The 20323-nt window shown below is 64.7% G+C and carries 23 protein-coding genes; 10 read left to right on the forward strand and 13 right to left on the reverse strand.

Annotation, left to right across the window (positions count from 1 at the left end; genetic code table 11):
* Positions 1–8 precede the first annotated feature (8 nt).
* The 4 genes from AAFG50_RS05005 to AAFG50_RS05020 form a co-directional block, all read right to left on the reverse strand.
* Positions 9–1025, reverse strand: a complete 1017-nt coding sequence (locus tag AAFG50_RS05005) for a sugar ABC transporter substrate-binding protein (protein WP_028173770.1) — start codon at positions 1023–1025, stop codon at positions 9–11.
* Between the two features lie 43 nt (positions 1026–1068).
* Positions 1069–2040: an ABC transporter permease gene (locus AAFG50_RS05010; protein ID WP_011090591.1), complete on the reverse strand. Its 972-nt coding sequence runs from the start codon at positions 2038–2040 to the stop codon at positions 1069–1071.
* 20 nt (positions 2041–2060) lie between these two features.
* Complete coding sequence (locus AAFG50_RS05015; protein WP_028173771.1) at positions 2061–2813, reverse strand: TetR/AcrR family transcriptional regulator; 753 nt, start codon at positions 2811–2813, stop codon at positions 2061–2063.
* 216 nt (positions 2814–3029) lie between these two features.
* Positions 3030–4235 (reverse strand): ABC transporter substrate-binding protein, encoded by a 1206-nt coding sequence (locus tag AAFG50_RS05020; protein WP_028173772.1) that lies wholly within the window; start codon positions 4233–4235, stop codon positions 3030–3032.
* 153 nt (positions 4236–4388) lie between these two features.
* Between AAFG50_RS05020 and AAFG50_RS05025 the strand changes: the two genes are divergently transcribed.
* The 4 genes from AAFG50_RS05025 (at position 4389) to AAFG50_RS05040 (ending at position 9030) form a co-directional block, all read left to right on the forward strand.
* Positions 4389–6002 carry an acyl-CoA synthetase gene (locus tag AAFG50_RS05025; protein WP_028173773.1) on the forward strand — a complete coding sequence of 538 codons (1614 nt, stop codon included), beginning with the start codon at positions 4389–4391 and terminating at the stop codon, positions 6000–6002.
* Positions 6003–6089: 87 nt separating this feature from the next.
* Positions 6090–6893 (forward strand): MBL fold metallo-hydrolase, encoded by an 804-nt coding sequence (locus AAFG50_RS05030; RefSeq protein WP_028173774.1) that lies wholly within the window; start codon positions 6090–6092, stop codon positions 6891–6893.
* Between the two features lie 157 nt (positions 6894–7050).
* Complete coding sequence (locus AAFG50_RS05035) at positions 7051–8067, forward strand: alpha/beta fold hydrolase (protein ID WP_028173775.1); 1017 nt, start codon at positions 7051–7053, stop codon at positions 8065–8067.
* A 15-nt stretch (positions 8068–8082) separates the two neighbouring features.
* Positions 8083–9030 carry a fatty acid desaturase gene (locus tag AAFG50_RS05040; RefSeq protein WP_028173776.1) on the forward strand — a complete coding sequence of 316 codons (948 nt, stop codon included), beginning with the start codon at positions 8083–8085 and terminating at the stop codon, positions 9028–9030.
* A gap of 56 nt (positions 9031–9086) precedes the next feature.
* Here AAFG50_RS05040 and AAFG50_RS05045 read toward each other — a convergent pair whose 3' ends face one another.
* Both AAFG50_RS05045 and AAFG50_RS05050 read right to left on the reverse strand, forming a co-directional pair.
* A complete protein-coding gene (locus AAFG50_RS05045; RefSeq protein WP_028173777.1) occupies positions 9087–9320 on the reverse strand; it encodes a hypothetical protein in 234 nt (77 codons plus the stop codon).
* Positions 9321–9457: 137 nt separating this feature from the next.
* The gene (locus AAFG50_RS05050; RefSeq protein ID WP_028173778.1) at positions 9458–10438 is read right to left on the reverse strand and encodes a YafY family protein; all 981 of its coding nucleotides are present in this window, start codon (positions 10436–10438) and stop codon (positions 9458–9460) included.
* Between the two features lie 87 nt (positions 10439–10525).
* On the opposite strand from AAFG50_RS05050, the gene AAFG50_RS05055 reads away from it, so the two are divergent.
* The gene (locus AAFG50_RS05055; RefSeq protein WP_028173779.1) at positions 10526–11170 is read left to right on the forward strand and encodes a glutathione S-transferase family protein; all 645 of its coding nucleotides are present in this window, start codon (positions 10526–10528) and stop codon (positions 11168–11170) included.
* Positions 11171–11187: 17 nt separating this feature from the next.
* Positions 11188–11616, forward strand: coding sequence for a DUF6157 family protein (locus AAFG50_RS05060; protein ID WP_028173780.1), 429 nt, complete (start codon positions 11188–11190; stop codon positions 11614–11616).
* Here AAFG50_RS05060 and AAFG50_RS05065 read toward each other — a convergent pair whose 3' ends face one another.
* The 4 genes from AAFG50_RS05065 to AAFG50_RS05080 form a co-directional block, all read right to left on the reverse strand.
* Positions 11617–12402, reverse strand: coding sequence for an enoyl-CoA hydratase/isomerase family protein (locus AAFG50_RS05065; RefSeq protein ID WP_028173781.1), 786 nt, complete (start codon positions 12400–12402; stop codon positions 11617–11619).
* 12 nt (positions 12403–12414) lie between these two features.
* Positions 12415–13524: a cyclic nucleotide-gated ion channel gene (locus AAFG50_RS05070; protein WP_011090580.1), complete on the reverse strand. Its 1110-nt coding sequence runs from the start codon at positions 13522–13524 to the stop codon at positions 12415–12417.
* Positions 13525–13714: 190 nt separating this feature from the next.
* Positions 13715–13933, reverse strand: coding sequence for a hypothetical protein (locus AAFG50_RS05075; RefSeq protein WP_028173782.1), 219 nt, complete (start codon positions 13931–13933; stop codon positions 13715–13717).
* A gap of 123 nt (positions 13934–14056) precedes the next feature.
* Positions 14057–15502 carry a TAXI family TRAP transporter solute-binding subunit gene (locus tag AAFG50_RS05080; RefSeq protein WP_028173783.1) on the reverse strand — a complete coding sequence of 482 codons (1446 nt, stop codon included), beginning with the start codon at positions 15500–15502 and terminating at the stop codon, positions 14057–14059.
* 405 nt (positions 15503–15907) lie between these two features.
* Here AAFG50_RS05080 and AAFG50_RS05085 point away from each other — a divergent pair, with 405 nt between their 5' ends.
* A complete protein-coding gene (locus AAFG50_RS05085) occupies positions 15908–16255 on the forward strand; it encodes a DUF3307 domain-containing protein (RefSeq protein WP_049832502.1) in 348 nt (115 codons plus the stop codon).
* 221 nt (positions 16256–16476) lie between these two features.
* A complete protein-coding gene (locus AAFG50_RS05090; protein WP_028173785.1) occupies positions 16477–16875 on the forward strand; it encodes a hypothetical protein in 399 nt (132 codons plus the stop codon).
* On the opposite strand, the gene AAFG50_RS05095 is transcribed toward AAFG50_RS05090, so the two are convergent.
* Entirely contained in the window at positions 16872–17195 is a 324-nt protein-coding gene (locus tag AAFG50_RS05095) for a YkgJ family cysteine cluster protein (RefSeq protein WP_028173786.1), read from the reverse strand. The genes AAFG50_RS05090 and AAFG50_RS05095 overlap by 4 nt on opposite strands.
* A gap of 5 nt (positions 17196–17200) precedes the next feature.
* Positions 17201–17899 carry a YafY family protein gene (locus AAFG50_RS05100; RefSeq protein ID WP_011090575.1) on the reverse strand — a complete coding sequence of 233 codons (699 nt, stop codon included), beginning with the start codon at positions 17897–17899 and terminating at the stop codon, positions 17201–17203.
* A 124-nt stretch (positions 17900–18023) separates the two neighbouring features.
* On the opposite strand from AAFG50_RS05100, the gene AAFG50_RS05105 reads away from it, so the two are divergent.
* The gene (locus AAFG50_RS05105; RefSeq protein ID WP_011090574.1) at positions 18024–18287 is read left to right on the forward strand and encodes a hypothetical protein; all 264 of its coding nucleotides are present in this window, start codon (positions 18024–18026) and stop codon (positions 18285–18287) included.
* A gap of 36 nt (positions 18288–18323) precedes the next feature.
* Complete coding sequence (locus AAFG50_RS05110; protein WP_011090573.1) at positions 18324–19052, forward strand: glutathione S-transferase family protein; 729 nt, start codon at positions 18324–18326, stop codon at positions 19050–19052.
* Positions 19053–19128: 76 nt separating this feature from the next.
* Here AAFG50_RS05110 and AAFG50_RS05115 read toward each other — a convergent pair whose 3' ends face one another.
* Positions 19129–20280: an ABC transporter substrate-binding protein gene (locus AAFG50_RS05115; RefSeq protein ID WP_011090572.1), complete on the reverse strand. Its 1152-nt coding sequence runs from the start codon at positions 20278–20280 to the stop codon at positions 19129–19131.
* Positions 20281–20323 lie beyond the last annotated feature (43 nt).

The raw sequence follows: 20323 nt of genomic DNA on the forward strand, positions 1-20323 counted from the left end.
GCGTCGAACTATTTCTTGAGGTCGCTGAGATTCCAGCAGGCGGTCTGGCTGTCGGCGTTCTCCTTGGTGATCGGAATCAGCGTGGTGTATTCCGAGCCCTTGACGGAGCCGGGCTTGACGCCCGACGACAGCAGCCATTTGATCGTGCCTGCCATCTGTGCCGCCTGGGTCGGCACGTCGTAGCTCATGTTGAGATCGAACGCGCCCGACTTCACCAGTTCGCACGCGCCCTTGCGTTCGCCGCCGCCCGAGGTGGCCAGGAATACCTTGCCGGTGAGCCCGGCTTCCTTCACGGCCGCCGCGGTGCCGATATCCATGCCGTCCCAGAAGCCGACGATGCCGCAGAGATCGGGGTTCTGCTTCAGCACCGTTTGCGTGATCGCCTTGGCCTTGGCGGCGTCCCAATCGGCGGCCTGGCTCGACACCACCTTGATCTCGGGATGCTTGGCGAGCACGTTCTCGACGCCTTTGAGCGTATAGGCGCTGGCGGCCGCCGACAGCGCGCCCTGGATGATCGCGATCTTGTTCGATTTGCCTTCGCAGGCCTTGACCACGCCTTCGGTCTGGCGTTCGCCGATCTCGACCCAGTTGGCACCGACGAAGGCGGAGCTCCGATAGGCAGAGCCCATGTTGATCTGGATGACGTAGATGCCTTCGTTCTCGGCGCGCTGGAGCAGTTTGGCATAGGTCTGCACGTCCGGATTATGCACCACCATCACCGCCGGCTTCTCCGAGATCAGCGAGGTGACGGCCTGCGCGCCGGCATTGGTGTTCCAGTTGGCGTCGCGGATCACGAACTTGACGCCGAGCGGCTCGAGCTCCTTCTTCAGGCCGGCATACCAGCCCTCGGTGAGGTCGAAGTTCATCGCGACCGGAACATAGGCCACGGTCTTGCCGGCCAGCGCTTCCTTGAACGGCTTCTGGAACGGCTCGTCCAGGCCCTGCTGGGCCAAAGCCGGTGCGGTCATGGCCGCAAGGCCCAGTGCTGCAACGATGGCCCTTGTCGGGCTGCCGAGATGCTTCATTGCTTCCTCCTTGGTTGTGGTTGTCGTTATCTCGTTGGGTCGGTCAGATGTCGCCCTGCTGCGCCGTCTCCTCGTTGCGCGGATTGAGGAAGGAATCGGTGATGACGGCGAGCAGCAGAACCACGCCCTTGATGAGATTCTGCCCGGCGTAGGAGATGTCCATGATGGTCATGCCGTTGAGCATCGTGCCGATCAGGAGCGTGCCGATCACGACGTTCAGGACGCCGCCGCGGCCGCCCGATAGCCCGATGCCGCCGAGCACGACGACCAGAATGACATCGTAGATGAGCGTGGAGTTGAAGATGCGGGTCGGCATCGAGTTGACGGATGCCGCCAACACGAGGCCGGCGAAGCAGCCGATCAGGGCGGCGATCACATATTGCAGGACGATGATCGGGCGGGAGGGAATGCCGGTGACGCGCGCGGCGAAAGGGTTGTCGCCGATCGCATAGATATAGGCGCCCCAGCGCGTCTGGCGCAGCAGGAAAGCCACCACGATGCAGGCGATCGCGAACATGATGATCGACGTCGGGATGCCGAGGATCGTGCCCTGTCCGAGCCGCTCGAAGCCGTCCATGCCGGGGCTCCACTGCACGACGTCGAGCTGGAACAATGCGGCCTGCCCGAGACCGGCGAGGAGCAGGCCGGTCGCGAGCGTCGCGAACAACGAAGGAACCTCGGCGTAGGCGATCAGCCAGCCATTGACGAGTCCGAAGGCGATCGTCAGCAGCACGGCGGTCAGGAGCGAGGCCGGCAGCGAGTGGCCGTTCTGCACCATCTGCAAGACCAGCCCCGGCGGCACGGCGAGCGCGGCGATCAGCGAGATGTCGATGCCGCGCCCGATCACGACGATCGCCATGGCAAGGCCGAGGATGCCGAGCACGGAGACGTTCTGGAGCAGCGTCAGCATGTTCTCCGGGGTGAGAAAGCCGCGCAGGAAGATCGAGAATACCAGGAACAGCAGCGCGAAGACGGCGAAGACGATCTCTTGCTGATTGAACCGGAAACGCTTCATCGCCTGGCCCTTCCTGCGGACTATGGGTGCGCCATCTGCTTTGGCCGCGAGCGTGCCCTGGCGGACGTGCGCGCGTTGGCGCGGGTGCCACTCGACAAGGCGGCGCTCACGAAGTTGCCGACGCCATCGATGTATCCGTCGATCGACGTGCCGCGTTTGCGGTACTTGGCGCGCTTGACGTACCAGTCCTGCAGCAGCGGCTTGATCAACGACGCCGTGAGCCCGACATGGTCGATCGTGAAGGCGCCGCTGGCGACGCCCTGCCTGAGGACGTCGGCGATGATCTTCTCGGTCATGGCTTCCATGTCGATCGCGCGCTGACGTTCCGCCGGCGGAAAGGACTTCGCCTCCATGAAGGCGAAGACGAACCAGGGCTGCATCGCCTCGCTCATGCGGATATGGGTCGCGATGATCCAGTCGAGGTGCCTGTGGGCGTCATTCCTGACGTCGTCGGGAGGCGCCGTCAGAACCTCGGTCGCCGTTGCCGCGACCTCGCCGAGGATCATCGACAGGAGCCTGGGCTTGCTGTCGATATACGTATAGAGGCCGCCCATGCTGAGGCCGGAGGCCTCCGCGAGCTGGCGCAGCGTCGTGGCGTGAAAGCCCTGCTTGTTGGAGAGGGTGAGGGTTGCGCCGATGATACGCGCGAGATTTGCGACGGCAAGACGTGGCTTCTGGACGCGGATTGAGTCGCGGTGACGTTCCAGAATGCGCGTGCACAGCGCTTCCGTCGAGAACGCGTTCGTCCAAGGTCGTCGGCGCGCGAGATTCACGCTGCCTCCCCAAATTTCTTCCCGGATTTTTTGGCGTTGTTGTTGATCCAGGCGTGGGCTCTACACCCTTGTCGTCATTCCTAGCGCAGAGAGTGGCCGTCGGGAAAGGGGGCGGACCAGAATTTTCTGAGAGAGCGCTCGCTCGTTTTTTCCGTGCAATGCAATGTCGTGGACCCGCCCCGCGACGGAAGGCAGGTCCCCGATGCGCGCAAAGCGCTACTTCAGCAGCGGGCAGCCGCCGTCCTTCAGCGGCCGGAAGGCCTGGTCGGCCGGGACTTCGGCGAGCAGCTTGTAATAGTCCCACGGACCCCTGGATTCCTCGGGCTTCTTCACCTGGAACAGGTACATGCTGTGGACCATGCGGCCGTCCTCGCGCAAGCTGCCGTTGTCGGTGAAGGCATCCCTCACCGGCAGCTCGCGCATCTTGGCCATCACGGTCTTGGTGTCCCTGGTGCCGGCGGCCTGCACGGCCTTGAGGTAATGCAGCGTCGCGCTGTAGGTCGCGGCCTGGTTCATCGTCGGCATCCGCTTGACGCGCTCAAGGAAGCGCTTGCCGAAGGCACGGGTCTTGTCGTTGAAGTCCCAGTAATAGGCCTCGGTGATGATCAGCCCCTGCGCGAGCTTCAGCCCCAGGCTGTGCACGTCGGAGATGAACATCACGATCGCCGCCAGGTTCTGGCCGCCGGCGACGATGCCGAACTCGCCGGCCTGCTTGATCGCGTTGATAGTGTCGCCGCCGCCATTGGCAAGCCCGATGATCTTGGCCTTGGAGGCCTGGGCCTGGAGCAGGAAGGACGAGAAGTCGGCGGTGTTGAGCGGATGCTTGACGCTGCCGAGCACCTTGCCGCCGGCGGTCTTCACCACCTCGCCGGTGTCGCGCTCGACCGAATGGCCGAACACGTAGTCGGCGGTGAGGAAGAACCAGGTGTCGCCGCCGTTCTTGACGATGGCGCTGCCGACGGTGTGGGCGTTGGCATAGGTGTCGTAGGTCCAGTGCGCGGTGTAGGGCGAGCAGGATTTCCCGGTGATGTCGGAGCTCGCCGCATCCGTCACGATCATGATCTTCTCGTACTGCTTCGACAGCTCCATCACGGCGAGCGCGGTGGCCGAGGTCGGCAGGTCGATGATCATGTCGACGCCCTCGGTCTCCCACCATTTGCGGGCGATGGTGGAGGCGACGTCGGGCTTGTTGAGCACGTCGGCCGAGACCATGTCGATCGGCTTGCCGAACATCTGCCCGCCAAAATCCTCGATGGCCATCCTGGTGGCCTCGACGTTCCCCATACCGCCGATGTCGGAATAGACCGAGGAGAAGTCGGAGAGCACGCCGATCTTGAGCGGGGTCTGCTGGGCGGGCGACGGATTGATGAAAAGCGCAGACAACAGCCCGGCCGCAAGGGCGGCGCGTGCGATCCGATACATGACATTTCCCCCGATCTTTGTAGTTGGCGCGCCAGATTAGATTGCCCCGGCGAAGGGGCAATTCTTGCGTCATGACGCCGGCGCGCAGGCAATTTGACGCAGTCGACAGCGCCGACTACGCTTCGCGCAAATTGCAAATCTTGGGGAATAGAAATGTCCAGCGACACCGCAGCCACCATCTCGAAAGCGCGCGAGCATTCCATCGGCGATCTCCTGCGCCGTTCGGCGGGCCGCGATCCGGGTAAGCTCGCGATAAGCTGCGGCGGCGTGAGCTGGACGTTCGCCGAGATGGACGCGATCTGCAACCGGTTCGGCCGCGGCCTGCTCGGCCTCGGCGTCAAAAAGGGCGATCGTCTCGCCGTGCTCTCGCGCAACTCCCATGCCTTTGCCGCGCTCCGCTTCGCAGTGGCGCGGATCGGCGCGGTGCTGGTGCCGATCAACTTCATGCTCAATCCGGATGAGATCAATTTCATCCTGAAGAGCTCCGGCGCAAAGCTGCTTGCGACCGGGCCTGATTTCGTCGAGCCCGCGCGAGCGGCCTCGGCCAAGGACTGTGCGGTCGAGAAGATGATCTGGCTCCCGGGCGAGGATCCCGCCACCGCGCCCGCCGGCCTCACCACCTTCGACGATCTGCTTCATGCCGACGGCTCGTTCCTGGAGGCGTCCGTCGACAGCCGCGACCTCGCGCAGATCGTCTACACCAGCGGTACGGAGTCGCTGCCCAAAGGGGCGATGCTGACCCATGAAGCCGTGATGTGGCAGTATGTCAGCTGCATCATCGACGGCGGCATGAGTGTGGACGATAAATTCTTGCACGCGCTGCCGCTCTATCATTGCGCCCAGCTCGACGTGTTCCTTGGCCCGCAAGTCTATCTCGGCGCCTCCGGCGTGATTACGGGAAAGCCGACTGCCGACAACATCCTGGCGCTGATCCAGGCGCACAGGATCACGTCGTTCTTCGCGCCGCCAACGATCTGGATCGCGATGTTGCGCTCGCCCAATTTCGACAAGACCGACCTGTCGACCTTGCAGAAGGGCTATTACGGCGCCTCGATCATGCCGGTGGAAGTCTTGCTCGAGCTTCAGCGCCGTCTGCCCGCCGTTAAATTCTGGAACTTCTACGGCCAGACCGAGATCGCGCCGCTCGCGACCGTGCTGCGGCCCGAGGACCAGCTGCGCAAGGCCGGCTCGGCCGGCAAGCCGGTGCTGAACGTCGAGACGCGCGTGGTCAATACGGCGATGGAGGACGTCAAGGTCGGCGAGGTCGGCGAGATCGTGCACCGCTCGCCGCACCTCTTGTCCGGCTATTACAACGATCCCGCCAAGACGGCGGCCGCGTTCTCCGGCGGCTGGTTTCACTCCGGCGATCTCGCTACCGTCGATGGCGAGGGTCACATCACCGTGGTCGACCGCGTCAAGGACATGATCAAGACCGGCGGCGAGAACGTCGCGAGCCGCGAGGTCGAGGAGATGGTGTATCGTATCCCGGCGGTGTCGGAGGTTGCCGTCGTCGGGCTGCCCGATCCGCGCTGGATCGAGGCGGTCACCGCGATCGTCGTGGTCAAGAGCGGCGAGACGCTCGACGAAGAATCCGTCATCAAGCACTGCGCCGGCCAGATGGCGCATTTCAAGGTGCCCAAGCGGGTCATCTTCGTGGACGCGCTGCCCAAGAATCCGAGCGGCAAGCTGCTCAAGCGCGAGCTGCGCGAGCGCTTCGTCGGCGGCGAGACCCTCGACAAGGCGATCCAGAAGAATTTCGGGACGTGAGGGGGCTTCGCCTTTCCCGCTTGCGGGGTTCTTGCCGTCGTCGATCTCCCGTCCATATTTGAAGCGTGACATCCTGGATCACGAGCCATGTCCCTCTGGACCTGCGAAACCTGCGGCGCGCAATTCCCGGCCAGCGAAAGACCTCCTGCGTCCTGTCCGATCTGCGAGGACGAACGGCAATTCGTGAACTGGAAAGGGCAGACCTTCCTCACCCGCGAGGCGTTGGCGGAAAGCCATCGCCTGATCTGTCGCGACGATCTCGGCCTGACCGGCCTTGCACTCGAGCCGAGCTTCGCCATCGGCCAGCGCGCCTTGCTCGTGCCGCGCGCAGACGGCTGCGTGATGTGGGACTGCGTGCCGCTGGCAACGCCGGAGGCGATCGCGCAGGTCCGCTCGCTCGGTGGACTGCAGGCAATCGCGATCTCACATCCGCATTATTATGGCGCGCTCGCCGACTGGAGCGAGGCTTTCGGCGGCATCCCGGTCTATCTGCACGCGGATGACCGCCAATGGGTGACGCGGCCGCATGCCTCGATCGTGCACTGGACCGGCGACAGCCATCGCATCTCCGACGACGTGGTGCTGCTGCGCAGCGGCGGCCATTTCGCCGGCGCCACCATGCTGCACTGGCGGCAGGGCGCGGACGGCAGGGGCGCGCTGCTCACCGGCGACATCGCGCAGGTGACGATGGACCGCCGCTTCGTCAGCTTCATGTATTCCTATCCGAACTACATGCCGCTCAATGCCGCTGCGGTGCGGCGGATCGCGGCCGCGGTCGAGCCGCTCGCCTTCGATCGCATCTACGGCGCCTGGTGGGGGCGCAACATCGCCGCGGGGGCCAAGGCCGCATTCGCGGCGTCGGTCGCGCGCTATCTGGCGGCCATCGCTTGAGCCGGCGAACCGGCCAGATACATCTTGCCACCTGCTAATATATGTACTATTCGTACAGTTATTAAGCGTGACGCAATGATGCGTGAGCGGCCCGGCATGATCGATGCATCGCCATTTCAGCGGCGCGTTCTGCGACCGCGTGAGCGGAGTTGAACGCATGACGGCGCAGCGCGACTATGAGACCTTCGAGGCCGGCGACGTCACGCTCCAGTCCGGGGCCATCTTCCCCTCGATGACGCTCGCCTACAAGACGTACGGCACGCTGAGCCCGGCCAAAGACAACGTCATCCTCTACCCGACCTCGTTCAGCGCGCAGCATTACGACACCGAATGGCTGATCGGGTCCGGCGGCGTGCTCGATCCCGAACGCTACTTCATCATCATCCCGAATCTGTTCGGCAACGGCCTGTCGTCCTCGCCCTCGAACACGGCTGGCCCGTTCCCCGAGCCGACCTACCACGACGCCATCGCGGTCCAGCATCGCCTTCTCACCGGGCGCTTCGGCATCTCGAAGCTCGCGCTGGTCTATGGCTGGTCGATGGGCGGCATGCAGGCCTATCACTGGGCGGCATCTCATCCCGATATGGTCGAGCGCGCCGCGGTGGTCTGCGGCAGTGCGCGCTGCGCGCCCTATAATCATGTTTTCCTCGAAAGCGTGAAGGCCGCGCTGACCGGCGATCCCGCCTTCCGTAACGGCCGTTTCGTCGAGAAGCCCACCGTCGGCTACCGCGCCATGGGGCGCGTCTATGCCGGCTGGGCGATGTCGCACGGCTTCTATCGCGACGAGCTCTGGCGCGAGGCCGGTTTCAGCTCGCTTGAGGACTATCTCGTCCGTGGCTGGGACGCGACGTTCGCGCGGCGCGATGCCAACGACCTGCTGGCGCAGATTGGCATCTGGCAGAGCGGCGATATCAGCCGCTGCGCCGCATTCGGCGGCGATCTCGATCGGGCGCTCGCCGCGATCAAGGCGCACATGCTGCTGATGCCGGGCGCCACCGACCGCTATTTCGACGTCCGCGACAACGAGGACGAACTCGGTCGGCTGGTCAACGCAAAATCGGCGGTGCTGCATCCGATCCCGTCGCTGCACGGCCATCGCGCCGGAAATCCCGTCAACAATCCACCCGACCAGGCCTTCATCAGGGCCGAGATCGCACAGCTCCTCAGCAAGTAAGACAGGCATCCGATCATGACTGACGCAACCGTTTCAGAGCCGGGCCACCGCCTGAAGCCGCTCACGCCGGCGATGCTGCGTGAATTGTCGGTGCGCTCCGATCTCAGGGGGACCGCGAAAAGCCTCAGCCATTACGGCCTGGTCGTGCTGGTCGGCGCGCTGGTCTGGAAGGTCTCTTCGGCCTGGGGCGTGTTATGGGCCCTGCCGCTGATGGCGGTGCAGGGCTATTTCGTCGCCTTCCTGTTCATGGCGTTGCACGAGACCGCGCACAAGACCGCGTTCAGGAGCCGTGGCCTCAACCTTGCGGTCGGCTATCCTTCGGGCTTCATCATCGGACAACCTTACGAATATTACTGCCTGTTTCACTGGGACCATCACCGCTACACCCAGGATCCTGAGAAGGACCCGGAGCTGATCGTCGGCGTGAAGCCGAAATCCGATACGCAGCTGGCGCTCGCTTATAGCGGCCTGCTCCAGGTCGCCGGCCGCCTCTGGCTGATGCTCGGCCACGCCGTGACCGGCAAGGTCACCGTGCCCTGGATTCCCGAAAACAAGCGCGCCATCATCGTGCGCGAGGCGCGCGCCTATGCTGCGCTCTACGCGCTCCTGCTCGCGCTCTCGCTGTGGTTCTCCTCGGCGCTGCTGCTCTGGGTCTGGATCGTGCCGCTTGTCATCGGGCAGTTCTTCCTGCGGCCCTATCTCTATGCCGAGCACACCGGCTGCGACCGCACCCGCAGCGCCTTCCAGAACACGCGCACCACCTACACCGGCGCGCTCGTCAAATGGTTCGCGTGGAACATGCCCTACCACGTCGAGCATCACGCCTATCCCTCGATACCCTTCCACGCGCTGCCGAAGCTGAACGAGATCGTCGACGGCGAGATCGTCTATCGCGGCCGCGGCTATATCGCGACGACGCGCGAGACCTGGGCCTGGTTTCGCCGGCAGCGGCAGGCCGGCTAGGCAAATGCAAAACCCCGATCGCGGAGCGATCGGGGCTTTGTCGACGGCGCGAGATATCAGTAGATTCCGTAGGCGCAGACATTCACGACGCGGACACGCAGGCCGTGGCGGGTCTGGACGACGCGCTCCTGGTAGCAGTTGTTGACGCCGGTGTTGACGTAGATTCCGCCAAAGCCCCAGCCGGGACCCCAGTGATGGTGAAAGCCGTGGGCCGAAGCGGCGCTGGGCGCGAGAGCGGCAACGCCGAGCGAGCCGGCAGCGATCAGACCGAGTGCAAGCTTACGAAACATCTTCATTCTCCAGTATGGCGCGAGGCCGTTGTTGTGTCCCTGCATCTCCGTCGGGTCGAAACGCGAATGCGTTCACGGCGCGGGCCGGGAATCGTGTTTCAGGATTGTTTCGTCGGCTGCGGCGAGTTGCGCCGCCGTCATGCTTTCCGCGCCGCACGATAGCGCGCGGCCATGGCCTGCGTCAGCTCGGCCATCTTCTCGCGGAGATCGGCAGGCTCCAGCACCTCGGCCTCGGGACCGAGCCGCAGCAATTCGGCCGCGGCGTGCCATGACGTCTTGCCGGTCGGCACCCTGGCAACGCGCCAGCCGTCTGCGTCGGCGGCGTCCTCGATCTGAGTGCGCGCCCGGACGTAAGGCTGGCTCAGCGCGTCGAGCAGTTTCACGCCGAACGGCGACAGCCGCACGATCGCGACATTCGGATGCATCTCGGCCTCGAGGCGCAGCGTGGCGGCCTGCCAATAGGCGGCGAGATCGAAATCGGCGGGACGATCGAAGCGCTCGTCGAGCGCCGTGCAATCGAGCACGCGCGCGACACGATAGGTGCGCACGCTGCCGTCGACCTGCCCTGCGAGATACCAGCCGCCGCCCTTCAGCACGAGCCCGAGCGGCGCCACGCGGCGCTGCTTTTCGGCGCGCCAGCTCTGGTAGCGGATCTTGATCAGCGTCCCGCGCAGGGCCGCACCGGCAATCGTGCGCAGGTGCTTTGGTTCTTCCGCCTCGCCGAACCAGCCGGGAGCGTCCAGGTGAAAACGCTCCTGCATCCGCCCGGCGTCCGCGCGCAGGTTGGCGGGCAGTGCCGCCATCAGCTTGTTCTGCGCGGCGATCATTGCCGCATCCAGCCCGAGTGCTGCCGCCGGCCCCGGCAAACCGGTCAGGAACAGCGCTTCCGCCTCGTTCTGCGACAGGCCGTTCAGCCGCACGCGATAGCCGTCGAGCAGGCGGTAGCCGCCCTCCGCGCCGCGGTCGGCATAAACAGGGACGCCCGATGCCGCGAGCGCGTCGATGTCGCGATAGATCGTGCGCACCGACACCTCGCAGGCTTGCGCGAGCTCGGGCGCGGTGACTTGCCCCCTGGCCTGGAGGGTGGTGAGGATCGACAGCATCCGGCTCGCGCGCATGACCCCTTAAACCATACCTGACACAGGATGTCAGGTATGGTCCGCTACAAGGTGCGCATCGCCAGACGGCGCCCGAGGAGACCTGCCATGACCGATCCGAACCGCATCACGCTGTATTACTCGCCGCAAAGCCGCGCCACCGGCACGCGGGTGCTGCTGGAGGAGTTGGGGGCGCCCTACGATCTCCATGTCCTCAACATGAAGGCCGGCGAGCAGCGGCAGGGCGCCTATCTCGCGATCAACCCGCTCGGCAAGGTGCCGGCGATCCGCCACGGCGATGCGCTGGTGACCGAGCAGGTCGCCATCACCATTTATCTCGGCGACCTGTTTCCGCAGGCGGGATTGACGCCCGCGCTGGACGATCCGCTGCGCGGCCCCTATCTGCGCTGGATCGCCTATTACGGCGCATCGTTCGAGCCGGCTTTAATCGACAAGTTCATGCAGCGCGAGCCGGCACCGATCACGCAATCGCCCTATGCCGATTACGACACCATGCTGGGTGCGCTCGAGGCGCAATTGTCGAAGGGGCCGTATCTGCTCGGCGAGCGCATGACAGCAGCAGACGTGCTATGGGGCGTCGCGTTCAGCTGGACGATGATGTTCGGCATCGTGCCGAAAAAGGACGTCTTCGTCCGCTATGCCGAGCGGATGACGTCACGGCCAGCGTTCCAGCGGATCAATGCGGCAGATGACGAGATGGCGGCGCAGCATGCTGCGGCTGCTGGCGGTTGAATGATCCAGGGTTGCAGATGACAATTCACACGACCAACTGCTTCAACACCTTCATCCGGGTCGCTGAAGACTGTCCGGCGCATACTGGCGAGGAGCCGCCGCTGCGCGCGGGAAAGCCGACGGTGGCGTCCCTGCAATACGAGATGATCGCCAAGGCACCCTACAAACACACGTCCGACGACGTGATCTTCGCGACGTCTGCGCCCGGACGCGAGCTCGATGTGAAGGCGACGAAGACAGAGATGCGTGCGGCTCGTGAAGCGTTCTTCTCCCGGGGGCAGGCGTGCATGAGGGCATCGAGCCTGGGCAAGCGTTTTGGCTGGGGCGTTCATGCCGACAGTGAGGGCCGGATCGCGATTTACGCCGTCGACAGCAAACGCTACCAAGCGCTCGTCCGCGATCCCAAGCTCACGCAGGTGCGCGCGATGCGGTCGAAGCGGGCGTGATCAGAATTTTGGCGGCCGCTTTTCCGCGAACGCCTTGATGCCTTCCTTGATCTCGTCGCCGCGCATGCTGTCGCGGTGGCGCTGGTCGGCGGCTTGTTCATCCAATTCGCCGCGGGCGAATTCGTTGATGGCGCGCTTCATGCCGCGCATCGCCTGTGGCGCGTTGCCGGCGAGGACGCCGGCAAGCTTGTCGACCTCCTCGTCGAGGAATTCCACCGCCACCATGGCGGTGAGATAGCCGATCCGCAGCATCTCCGGCGCGCTGATCTTTTGCGCGGTCAAAAACAGCCTTTTCGCATTGTCGACGCCGAGCCGCGTCACGTAGCGTTTGATGCCGCTCCGGTAATAGTGCAGCCCGAGCCGCGCCGCCGGCATGAACATCTCGGCGGTGTCGACGCCGATGCGGAAATCGCAGGCGAGCGCGAGGTCGGTCGAGCCGCCATAGACGCCGCCATTGAGCCGGCAGATGGTCGGCACGCCGAGATCCTCCAGCCGGTTGACGACCACTTCGAAGGCCGAGCCCGCGCTCTGCTGCTCGCTTGCGCTCACCGCGCGCTCGGCGACCGAATTCAGATCATAACCCGCCGAGAAGGCGCGCCCGGTCCCGGTCAGCACCAGCACGCGGATCGCGGGATCAGCTTCGATCCGGTCGAACAGTTTGACGAGTTCGCCAAGATCTTCGGCCTGGAGCCGGTTGAGATGCTTGGGACGATTGAGGCGGATGGTGGCCCGCGCGCCGTCGCGTTCGAGCACGGGGCCAGAGGCTGCGTCGGCTATATCCGACATTCTTGTCTCCCTTTACCTGTTTTCGAGCGTGCGTCGTTTCGCCTCGGCGTCGATGGTCTCGGCGAGGTCGGGATGCCGCGCCATCAGCACGCGGAAATCGACGAGATCGAGCACCAGGAGCCGCGACACCTTCGTGGTCGAGACGTTGGCGCCGCGCATGTTGTTGCCGAGCAGCGCCATCTCGCCGAAGAAGGCGCCTTCGCCGAGCTGAACCTTCTTGCCGGGCAGGTCGACCTCGACCGCGCCGGCAGCGATGAAATACATGCAGTCGCCCTGCGTGCCCTTGCGGATGATCATGGTGCGCGCCGGCAGCTCCATGGTCCGCAGCATATGGGTGACGTCGGCGATGGCCGCCGGTCCAAGCGCCGCAAAGAACGGCACCTTGCTGACGGATTCCCAGGTCTTGAGGAAATTGTCGCGCCGGGTCTCCGCGGCAAAGCCGGTTGCCAGGATACCGGTCCAGAGACCGAACACGCCGAGGCCGGAGATCATCACCAGCGCCGCCACCATGCGCCCCAGAGGCGTCACCGGCACGACGTCGCCATAGCCGGTCGTCGTCAAGGTGACCACCGCCCACCACAGCGCCGCCGGCACGCTGCCGAAGGTCTGAGGCTGCACGTCCCGCTCCAGGAAATATTCGGCGACGGAGGCGAGGAAAACCACCATCAGGAAGATCACGAGCACGCTGACCAGCGGTCCCGATTCCAGCACCAGGACGCGGCGGAGCTGGCGCAGGCCCGGAATGCCCGGCACCACCTTCAGCACCCAGAGCACGCTGAGCAGCCAGGCCGTCCGAAGCTCGACGCCGAGAACCAGCGCGACCGGCACGGCCAGTGCTCCGATCGCATCGACGATGCCGGCGGAGGAGGACATGTAGAGCGCAAGGCGCTCGGTTCGCCTCATGTGGCGCAGCCGGACGACCCATTCGAACACGAAATAGGCGAGGCAGGCCCAGAGCAGGGCATCGACCCAGCGGGGCGCCGTCTCATAGGCCGGGCCAACCGTCAGCAGCACCATGCTGAGCAGGCCGACGCCGACCGCAACATAGGCCGCCTTGGTCATGTTGCGGCCGGCCGTGGCGGCCACGAACTGGGCCAGAGCGGAGATCAGCGGCTTGAACATGCGGGAAGGTGGCTCGGTCTTGGCTTTAGCGGTCTTGGCTTTAGCGGTCTTCGCTTCAGCAGTCTTGGCTTTTGCGGTCCCGGCTGGGACCTCGGTGTCAAAGTGCCTGCCCGGGCCGAGGCCGTCAACGACGGGCGCGGGCCGCGGCAAATGGGAAGACGAAGGCGGGGGGCGGCAGCCGGTCCCGCCGCTACCTGAAATGCGGCGGCTCGTCGTAGCCGCGGCGGCTGCTGAAGAACAGCAGGACCATCAGGCCGATGCCCACGACGACGGAAAATCCCGCCCCCAGCGCGAGAGCCACATAGCCTTCCGTCGGGATCGGCTCGCCTTCGACCGCCATCGCGGAATAAGCGAAATAGCCAACCGCTGCCAGCATTCCCACGAGGAAGATCATGAGGAGTGTACGCATGGCGCGTTCTCTGGTTGTATCCGGAAACCAATGGTTGCGGATGGGGAGGGTTCCCGAGTTCCGGCGGTTGATCCTCCCGGAAGACGTCCGCCCGGCCTGCCCCGAGAGTGCCAGGTGGGCGGGTCAAGCGCTCTGCGCGGTCTTGACCACCACAACGTTGCTGTCGTCGTGCTGGGGAGGGCCGGCATCCTGGGCGGTCTCGTCGATCTCGCCGGCATGGCGCTTCAGGTAGTCGCGACGCATGCCGATCTCGTCGCGGACGAATTCGTAGCCGAGCTTGAAGGTGTCGAGCCCGTCGGTACTGATCGTGCCGTCCCGGAGGCCGATGACCGCGCCGCGCAGGATGCCTTCCAGCTCGTCCTGGAGACATTCGAGCTGATCCAGGGAGTGGGCGTGCTCGATGCGCTCGCCGATGTCGAGGATGGCGGTGGAGAGCTCGCTGGCCTTCTCCGGTGCGATCCGGGTGATCTTGGCGTAGATGGCGGCGAAGATCGAGCCGATGACGCTGAGCGCCGCGGCGCCGAGATACATCAGGTCGCTGTATTTATCCATGAACGACTTGGTGTCGTCGTTGATGTAATCGGCCGCGCCCTGATGCGCCATCACATAGGCGTCCTTCTCGACCGAGGCCGGCTCGATCCTGCTGGCGAAGCCGCTGTCGAGCCCGAGGGCCGACTTGTTCTCGTAGACGGTGCGCGCGAGTTCGCCCGCCGTGGCCGCCGACATCCTGGATTGCGCGACCAGCAGCCATTCCAGCCCGATCGTTTCGAGATCGTCGTCGGGAATTTCAGGCGAGACCGACAGCGTCCCCGCCGTCAGCGTCTCGTCTGCAATGCCGGGGAATTTGCGCGCCAGCGCCTTGGTCTCGTCGATTGCGTTGAGCGTGAAGCCGCCGCGTTTGGCGACCTGCTCATAGGCCTTGTCCCGCACCGCTTTCGAGGCGTGGACGATGGCGATCACCGCACCGAAGCCGTTTCCCGGCGCAAGCAGCTTGTCGAGTGTTGCGCCCTGCGGCGCCATCTGTATCCTGGCGGCGTCCGGACCGTCGGGGATGTCGAGGATGCGGCGGACGAAGGCAAGCGAGGACTCGTTCTCGGCGAGGACTGCGACCTTCTTCTTCTTCAGCTCGGCAAGCGACTTGATCTTCTTGTTGCCGGGTCCAAGCAGGAGCACGAGGTCGTGCTCGAGGATCGCGAGCGTGCGCGCCCGCAGCGGGACCTTGGCGTCGGTGCGCAGCACGGCGAGGTCGGCCTGCTTGCGGTCGAACTGGGCAAGCGCCTTGGCATTGTCAGGGTTGTTGACGATCTTGATGCGGAAGCGCGAGGCGTTGTTCTTCAGGAGTGCGGCGAGCTTGGCCGCGAACAGCGCCTCGTCGCTGTTGGGTGCGCCGACGGCAAAGGTCATCGTCTCCGAATTGTGCACCAGCGCGCGGCCGGCCCAGACGGTGGCAAGCGACAGCAGCAGGGTCAGCACGACGTACAGCAGGACCTGCTGCTGATTGGTCTTGATCACCTTGGGGCGCCGGGGCGGCGGTTCGACCGACGATGTGGTCGGGCCTTCAGTACTCATGGCAGCACTCTGGCCTTATTCTGGGTCGCGGGCGGCTCGCGGATCCGATCGCTGCGTGCGCCCCTGCAATTCTTAAACGCCTGAAAAAAGAACGATATTCTCTATCGTCAATGATAGCTTGCCGGTACCGGAATGCAAATTTCGAGCCGGAGGTAACCTTACTCCACGCCGACGCGGCGATTGGTCATCCTATCACCAGTTAGCCACAGTTGGCGATTTTCCGGTTCCCCCCGGCTGCATTCCGGTGCGGGAGGTGTCATAAATCAGAGGTCCCGGCGATTTGACCGGTCCAAGAAGAAGTTGCGCTGAACGCTCCAATCTTTTCTTGTCACCTCAATGAGGGCGTCAGCTTTGTCGTTTCCACCCATGTCATCGGCGGTTCCGGTTGAGGCGCTCATTGGCTGGATGTTGTTGCTCACGTTCAAGCACATCATCGCTGATTTCGTCCTGCAGACCGCCTGGATGGCGCATGGCAAGGACCAGAAGCACGGCTGGGCCCTGCCGCTCCTGGTGCATTGCCTGATTCACCTTGCGGTTGCGCTGCCGCTGATCCTGATCGTCGCGCCGAAATTCTGGTTCGTGGCCTTCATCGATTTCGTGATCCACATCACGATCGACCGCGCCAAGGGGTTCGTCTCCGCCAATTTCGGGGTCGACCTTGCGCACCCCTGGTTCTGGACCCTGATCGGCGTCGACCAGGCGCTCCATCACCTGACCGGCTTCGGCCTCTCCATCTTCATGGCGGCGAACTGATTGCTTGCACCGGTCATTCCGGGGCGGTCCGCAGGACCGAACCCGGAATCTCGAGATTCCGGGTTCTCGCTTCGCGAGCCCCGGAATGACGGCAAGTGGCAATTCTCGCCCCTTCCGATTCGCGGGGAGGGCACAAGGAACCCCGGGTGACTACCGTCAGGGGTGGTTAACCTTCCGTTAGAGAATTGCGCTGCATCTTCCCCACACGAGGGAGAACTGCAATGTTTTCAAGCCGCGACGCCTTTGAAAGCGATTTCTGCCCGGTTCGCGACGAGCTCCTTGGCGAGATGTATCGCGCCAGCGAGAGTGGCCTGCCGAGGTTGGTTGAGAGTGTTTCCCCTGACGCACGCGCGAAGCTGGCGCTGTTCTGCTATCGCCGCAGCCATTTGCATTCGCTGGCGGTCGCGATCGCGGGCAGCTGCAGCGAGCGCGACCTGATCGAGAACGGCGGCCGGGTCGGCTCGACGCTCTACGCGCTGTCGCGCGAAGGCGTCGCCAAATCCTCGCCGTCGCTGTCGGGTGGCCGCAAGCCGATCACGCTGTCGACCAAGCCGCTCTCGGTGCTTGCACCGCTCGATGACGAGCTCGACGACGAGATCAGCGAAGCTGTCCCCGCTTAAGGGTTCGCGATCATCGGCAGCCCGAACTTCCGCCGCGCCATTGCGCATTCGGCGTCGCCCGGCATGCAGGTGCGACAGACTTCCGGCCGCACGGCGTAGATGCCGCAGGCGGTCTCTTTCCCGATCTCCCCACGCAACGCCGAGCAGCGATCGCCTTCGCAGCGCATGCCGGACTGCCGCGCATTGACGAGCGCCTCCGGGATCGCCGCAAGCTCCTCGTCGCTCTCGATCGAGAAACGGGGCCAGTTCTCCGAATAGCCGCAGCAGGCGCCGCAGCTCTGGCAGCAGCTCGACAGGTCGATGGGGGATGGCTCTTCCATCGTCGTCACGTGTCCTTTGGCGGGCCCCAGACCAGGCTCTGCCGCCATTTTGCGCGCAGCACGTCGCGCCGCTCCGGATATTTCTCGTCGAGATAGGTCGCCTCCACGACGCGGTCGGTGCGGAAGCTGCGGAAGTCGCTGCGCAGCTCGCACCAGGCCGCGAGCAGGCGCACGGCTTCGAGATAGCCGACCGAGATCGGCCAGATCATGCGCTCGCTGGGGCGGCCCTGCTCGTCGCGATAGCGCAGCATGATCTTCTTGCCTTCGTGGATCTGGGTGCGCGTGCGCGCCATGTCGAGGCGGTCCGGCTCCCTGTTCCAGCTCGGCCGCGCGCGGCTCGCGGGCTCCAGCACGAAGGGGCGCAGGCGCTCAGGCACGGTGTCGGCGATCTTCGCCATCAGATCTTCGGCCGCGCGCGCCAGTGTGGAATCGGCATGGCCCGCGACCCATTGCGCGCCCAGCACCGCCGCCTCGATCTCGTCGGGTGTCAGCATCAGGGGTGGCAGGTCGAAACCCTTTTCCAGGATGTAGCCCATGCCGGCTTCGCCGCGGATCGGCACGCGCTGGCCGATCAGTGTCGCGATGTCGCGATAGATCGTGCGCTTGGAGGTCTCGAGCTCGGCCGCAATCGCATCCGCCGTCAGCGGCTTACGCGTGCGCCTCAGCACCTGGATGATCTGAAACAGCCGGTCGGCGCGTCTCATGACAATTCTCTTTCCAAATTCCTGACCGCAGCCCGCTCAAAATCCGGCGCGTGGATGCTGACAGGATGTTGGCAGCAGGGGGGTTCTATACCGGGACAACACATCGACTGAAGAGGATTTGTCCATGATCATCCCAACCCATTTCAGCCCGGCCGGTCCGCTGTGGCGGGCGCAGGCCGTGCTGCACGCTTTGGCCTTCAGCCGGCTCATGTTTTTCGATCTCACCGTCGTCGACCTCCGCGTTGCGCTCGCGACCATGGTGACACGCTCGCTGATCCAGGCTGCGGACGCGCTGGTCCGCCACATCATGGGCCGCGCCTGGCGAGGGGCCCGTTTCGCAGAAGATATCACGGCTGCTGCCACCATGGTGGCAGCAGCCCGCGGTTAGGTTCCGTCAACTCTTTCGGTGGTTCAGGAGAGCTTTATGATCACGCTTTACGGCTTTGGCACCGGCTTCGGCCTGCCGGAAATCAGCCCCTTCGTCACCAAGACGGAGGTGCAGCTCAAGATGGCGGGACTGCCCTACCGGAAGGAGCGCGCGATGCCGCCCGCCTCCCCCAAGGGGCAGCTGCCGTTTATCGACGACGGCGGCGAGGCGGTGGCCGATTCCACCTTCATCCGCGCCCATATCGAGCGCCGCTACGGCTTCGATTTCGACGCCGGGCTCTCGTTGCAGGAGCGCGCACAGGCCTGGGCATTCGAGCGCATGATCGAGCATCACGTCTATTGGGCGCTGGTCGGCGCGCGCTGGGTCGATCCGATCAACTTCGCCAAGGGCCCGTCGCATTTCTTCGACGGCGCGCCGGAACACAATCGCGAAAAATTGCGCGAGGATGCGCAATTCCGTGTCGCCGAGAACTATCTGCTCTCCGGGCTCGGCCGCCACGCACCGGACGACGACGTCGATCTCGCGGTGCGCTCGCTGTTCGCGCTTTCGGTGCAGCTCGGCGACAAGGCTTATCTGATGGGCAACAAGCCCTGCGGTGTCGATGCCACCGCCTTCGGCGCACTCGCCGGAATCCTGACGCCGTTCTTCGAATCCGGTTTGCGGCAGCGGGCCGAGGGCTTCCCGAACCTCACCGCCTATGTCGACCGCATGATGGACAATTACTATCCGGAGTTCGCCTGGACCCCGCTGCGGCAGGCGGCTTAGCGTCGCCTCAAGGAAGCCAAAAGAAGAGAGCCGGCCCATCGGGCCGGCTCTCGTCGTCTCGAAACTGTCGCAGCGCTTACTTCACCAGCGTGTACTTGCCGTTCTTCACCGTGAGCAGGATGCGCGAGCGCTCGTCGAGGCCGTAGCGGTCCTTTTCGGTGAAGTTGTAGACGCCCTGGCTCGCCGCCAATTCCTTCTCCGACAGCAGCGCCTGGCGGATTGCTTCGCGGAATTCCGGCGTGCCGGGCTTGGCCGTCTTCAGCGCGGTCGGGATGACTCGCTTCAGGATCTCGAAGGCGTCATAGGAATGGCCGGCGAACTGGCTGCGGCTGTTCGGGCCGTACTTGCCTTCATAGGCCGAGTTGAGCGCGAGGCCCGGCTTCTTGGTGGCGGCTTCGTCCGGCTGGTCCTCGGGGTCCATGACGGGGCCCGAGGCCATCAGCACGCCTTCGGCCGCTTTGCCGGCGATGCGGATGAAGTCCATGCTGGCGGCGCCATGGGTCTGGTAGATCAGGCCCTGGTAGCCACGCTCGCGCAGCTCGGTCTGCGGCAGCGCGGCCGCGGTGCCGGAGGCGCCGACCAGGATCGCGTCGGGATTGGCGGCGACGAGCTTGAGCACCTGTCCGGTCACCGACGTATCGGGACGGGCGAAGCGCTCCTCGTCCACGATGGTCATGCCCATCGGCACGGCCTGCGCCTTCAGGTCGTTGAACCAGAGGTCGCCGTAGGAATCGGAGTAGCCGATATAGCCGAGGGTCTTCACACCCTTCGACTTCATGTGGTCGTACAGCACCTTGCCCACGATCGGGATCGGCTGCGGCATCGCCACCGACCACTTCATGCGCTCGGGCGTGATCGGGAACGGCGCGAGGCCGAAATGCGGAATGCCGGCTTCGTTGGCGACGTTGGAGACCGCGATGGTCGGCGGCGTCAGCGCCGAGCCCATGATGATGTCGGCCTTGGATTCGGTGACGAAGCGGCGGGCGTTGGTGGTCGCGGTGGTGGGATCGCCGCCGTCGTCGAGCACGATCACCTTCAGCGGCACGCCGCCGATCTCCTTCGGCACGAATTCCAGCGCATTGCGCTCGGGAATGCCGAGGGCGGCGCCCGGGCCGGTCGTGGTGGTGGTGATGCCGATGGTGATTTCGCTGGTCTGCGCCAGCGCGGGCAGGGCCGGCAGGGCAAGCGTCGCCGCGGCGATCGCGGCGGTCAGGTAAAAGCGTTTCATCTATTGTTCCTCCCTTGACGTGTTTCTTTGAAAGCAGAAATCG

This window comes from Bradyrhizobium sp. B039 (assembly GCF_038965675.1).
Lineage (GTDB): Bacteria > Pseudomonadota > Alphaproteobacteria > Rhizobiales > Xanthobacteraceae > Bradyrhizobium > Bradyrhizobium diazoefficiens.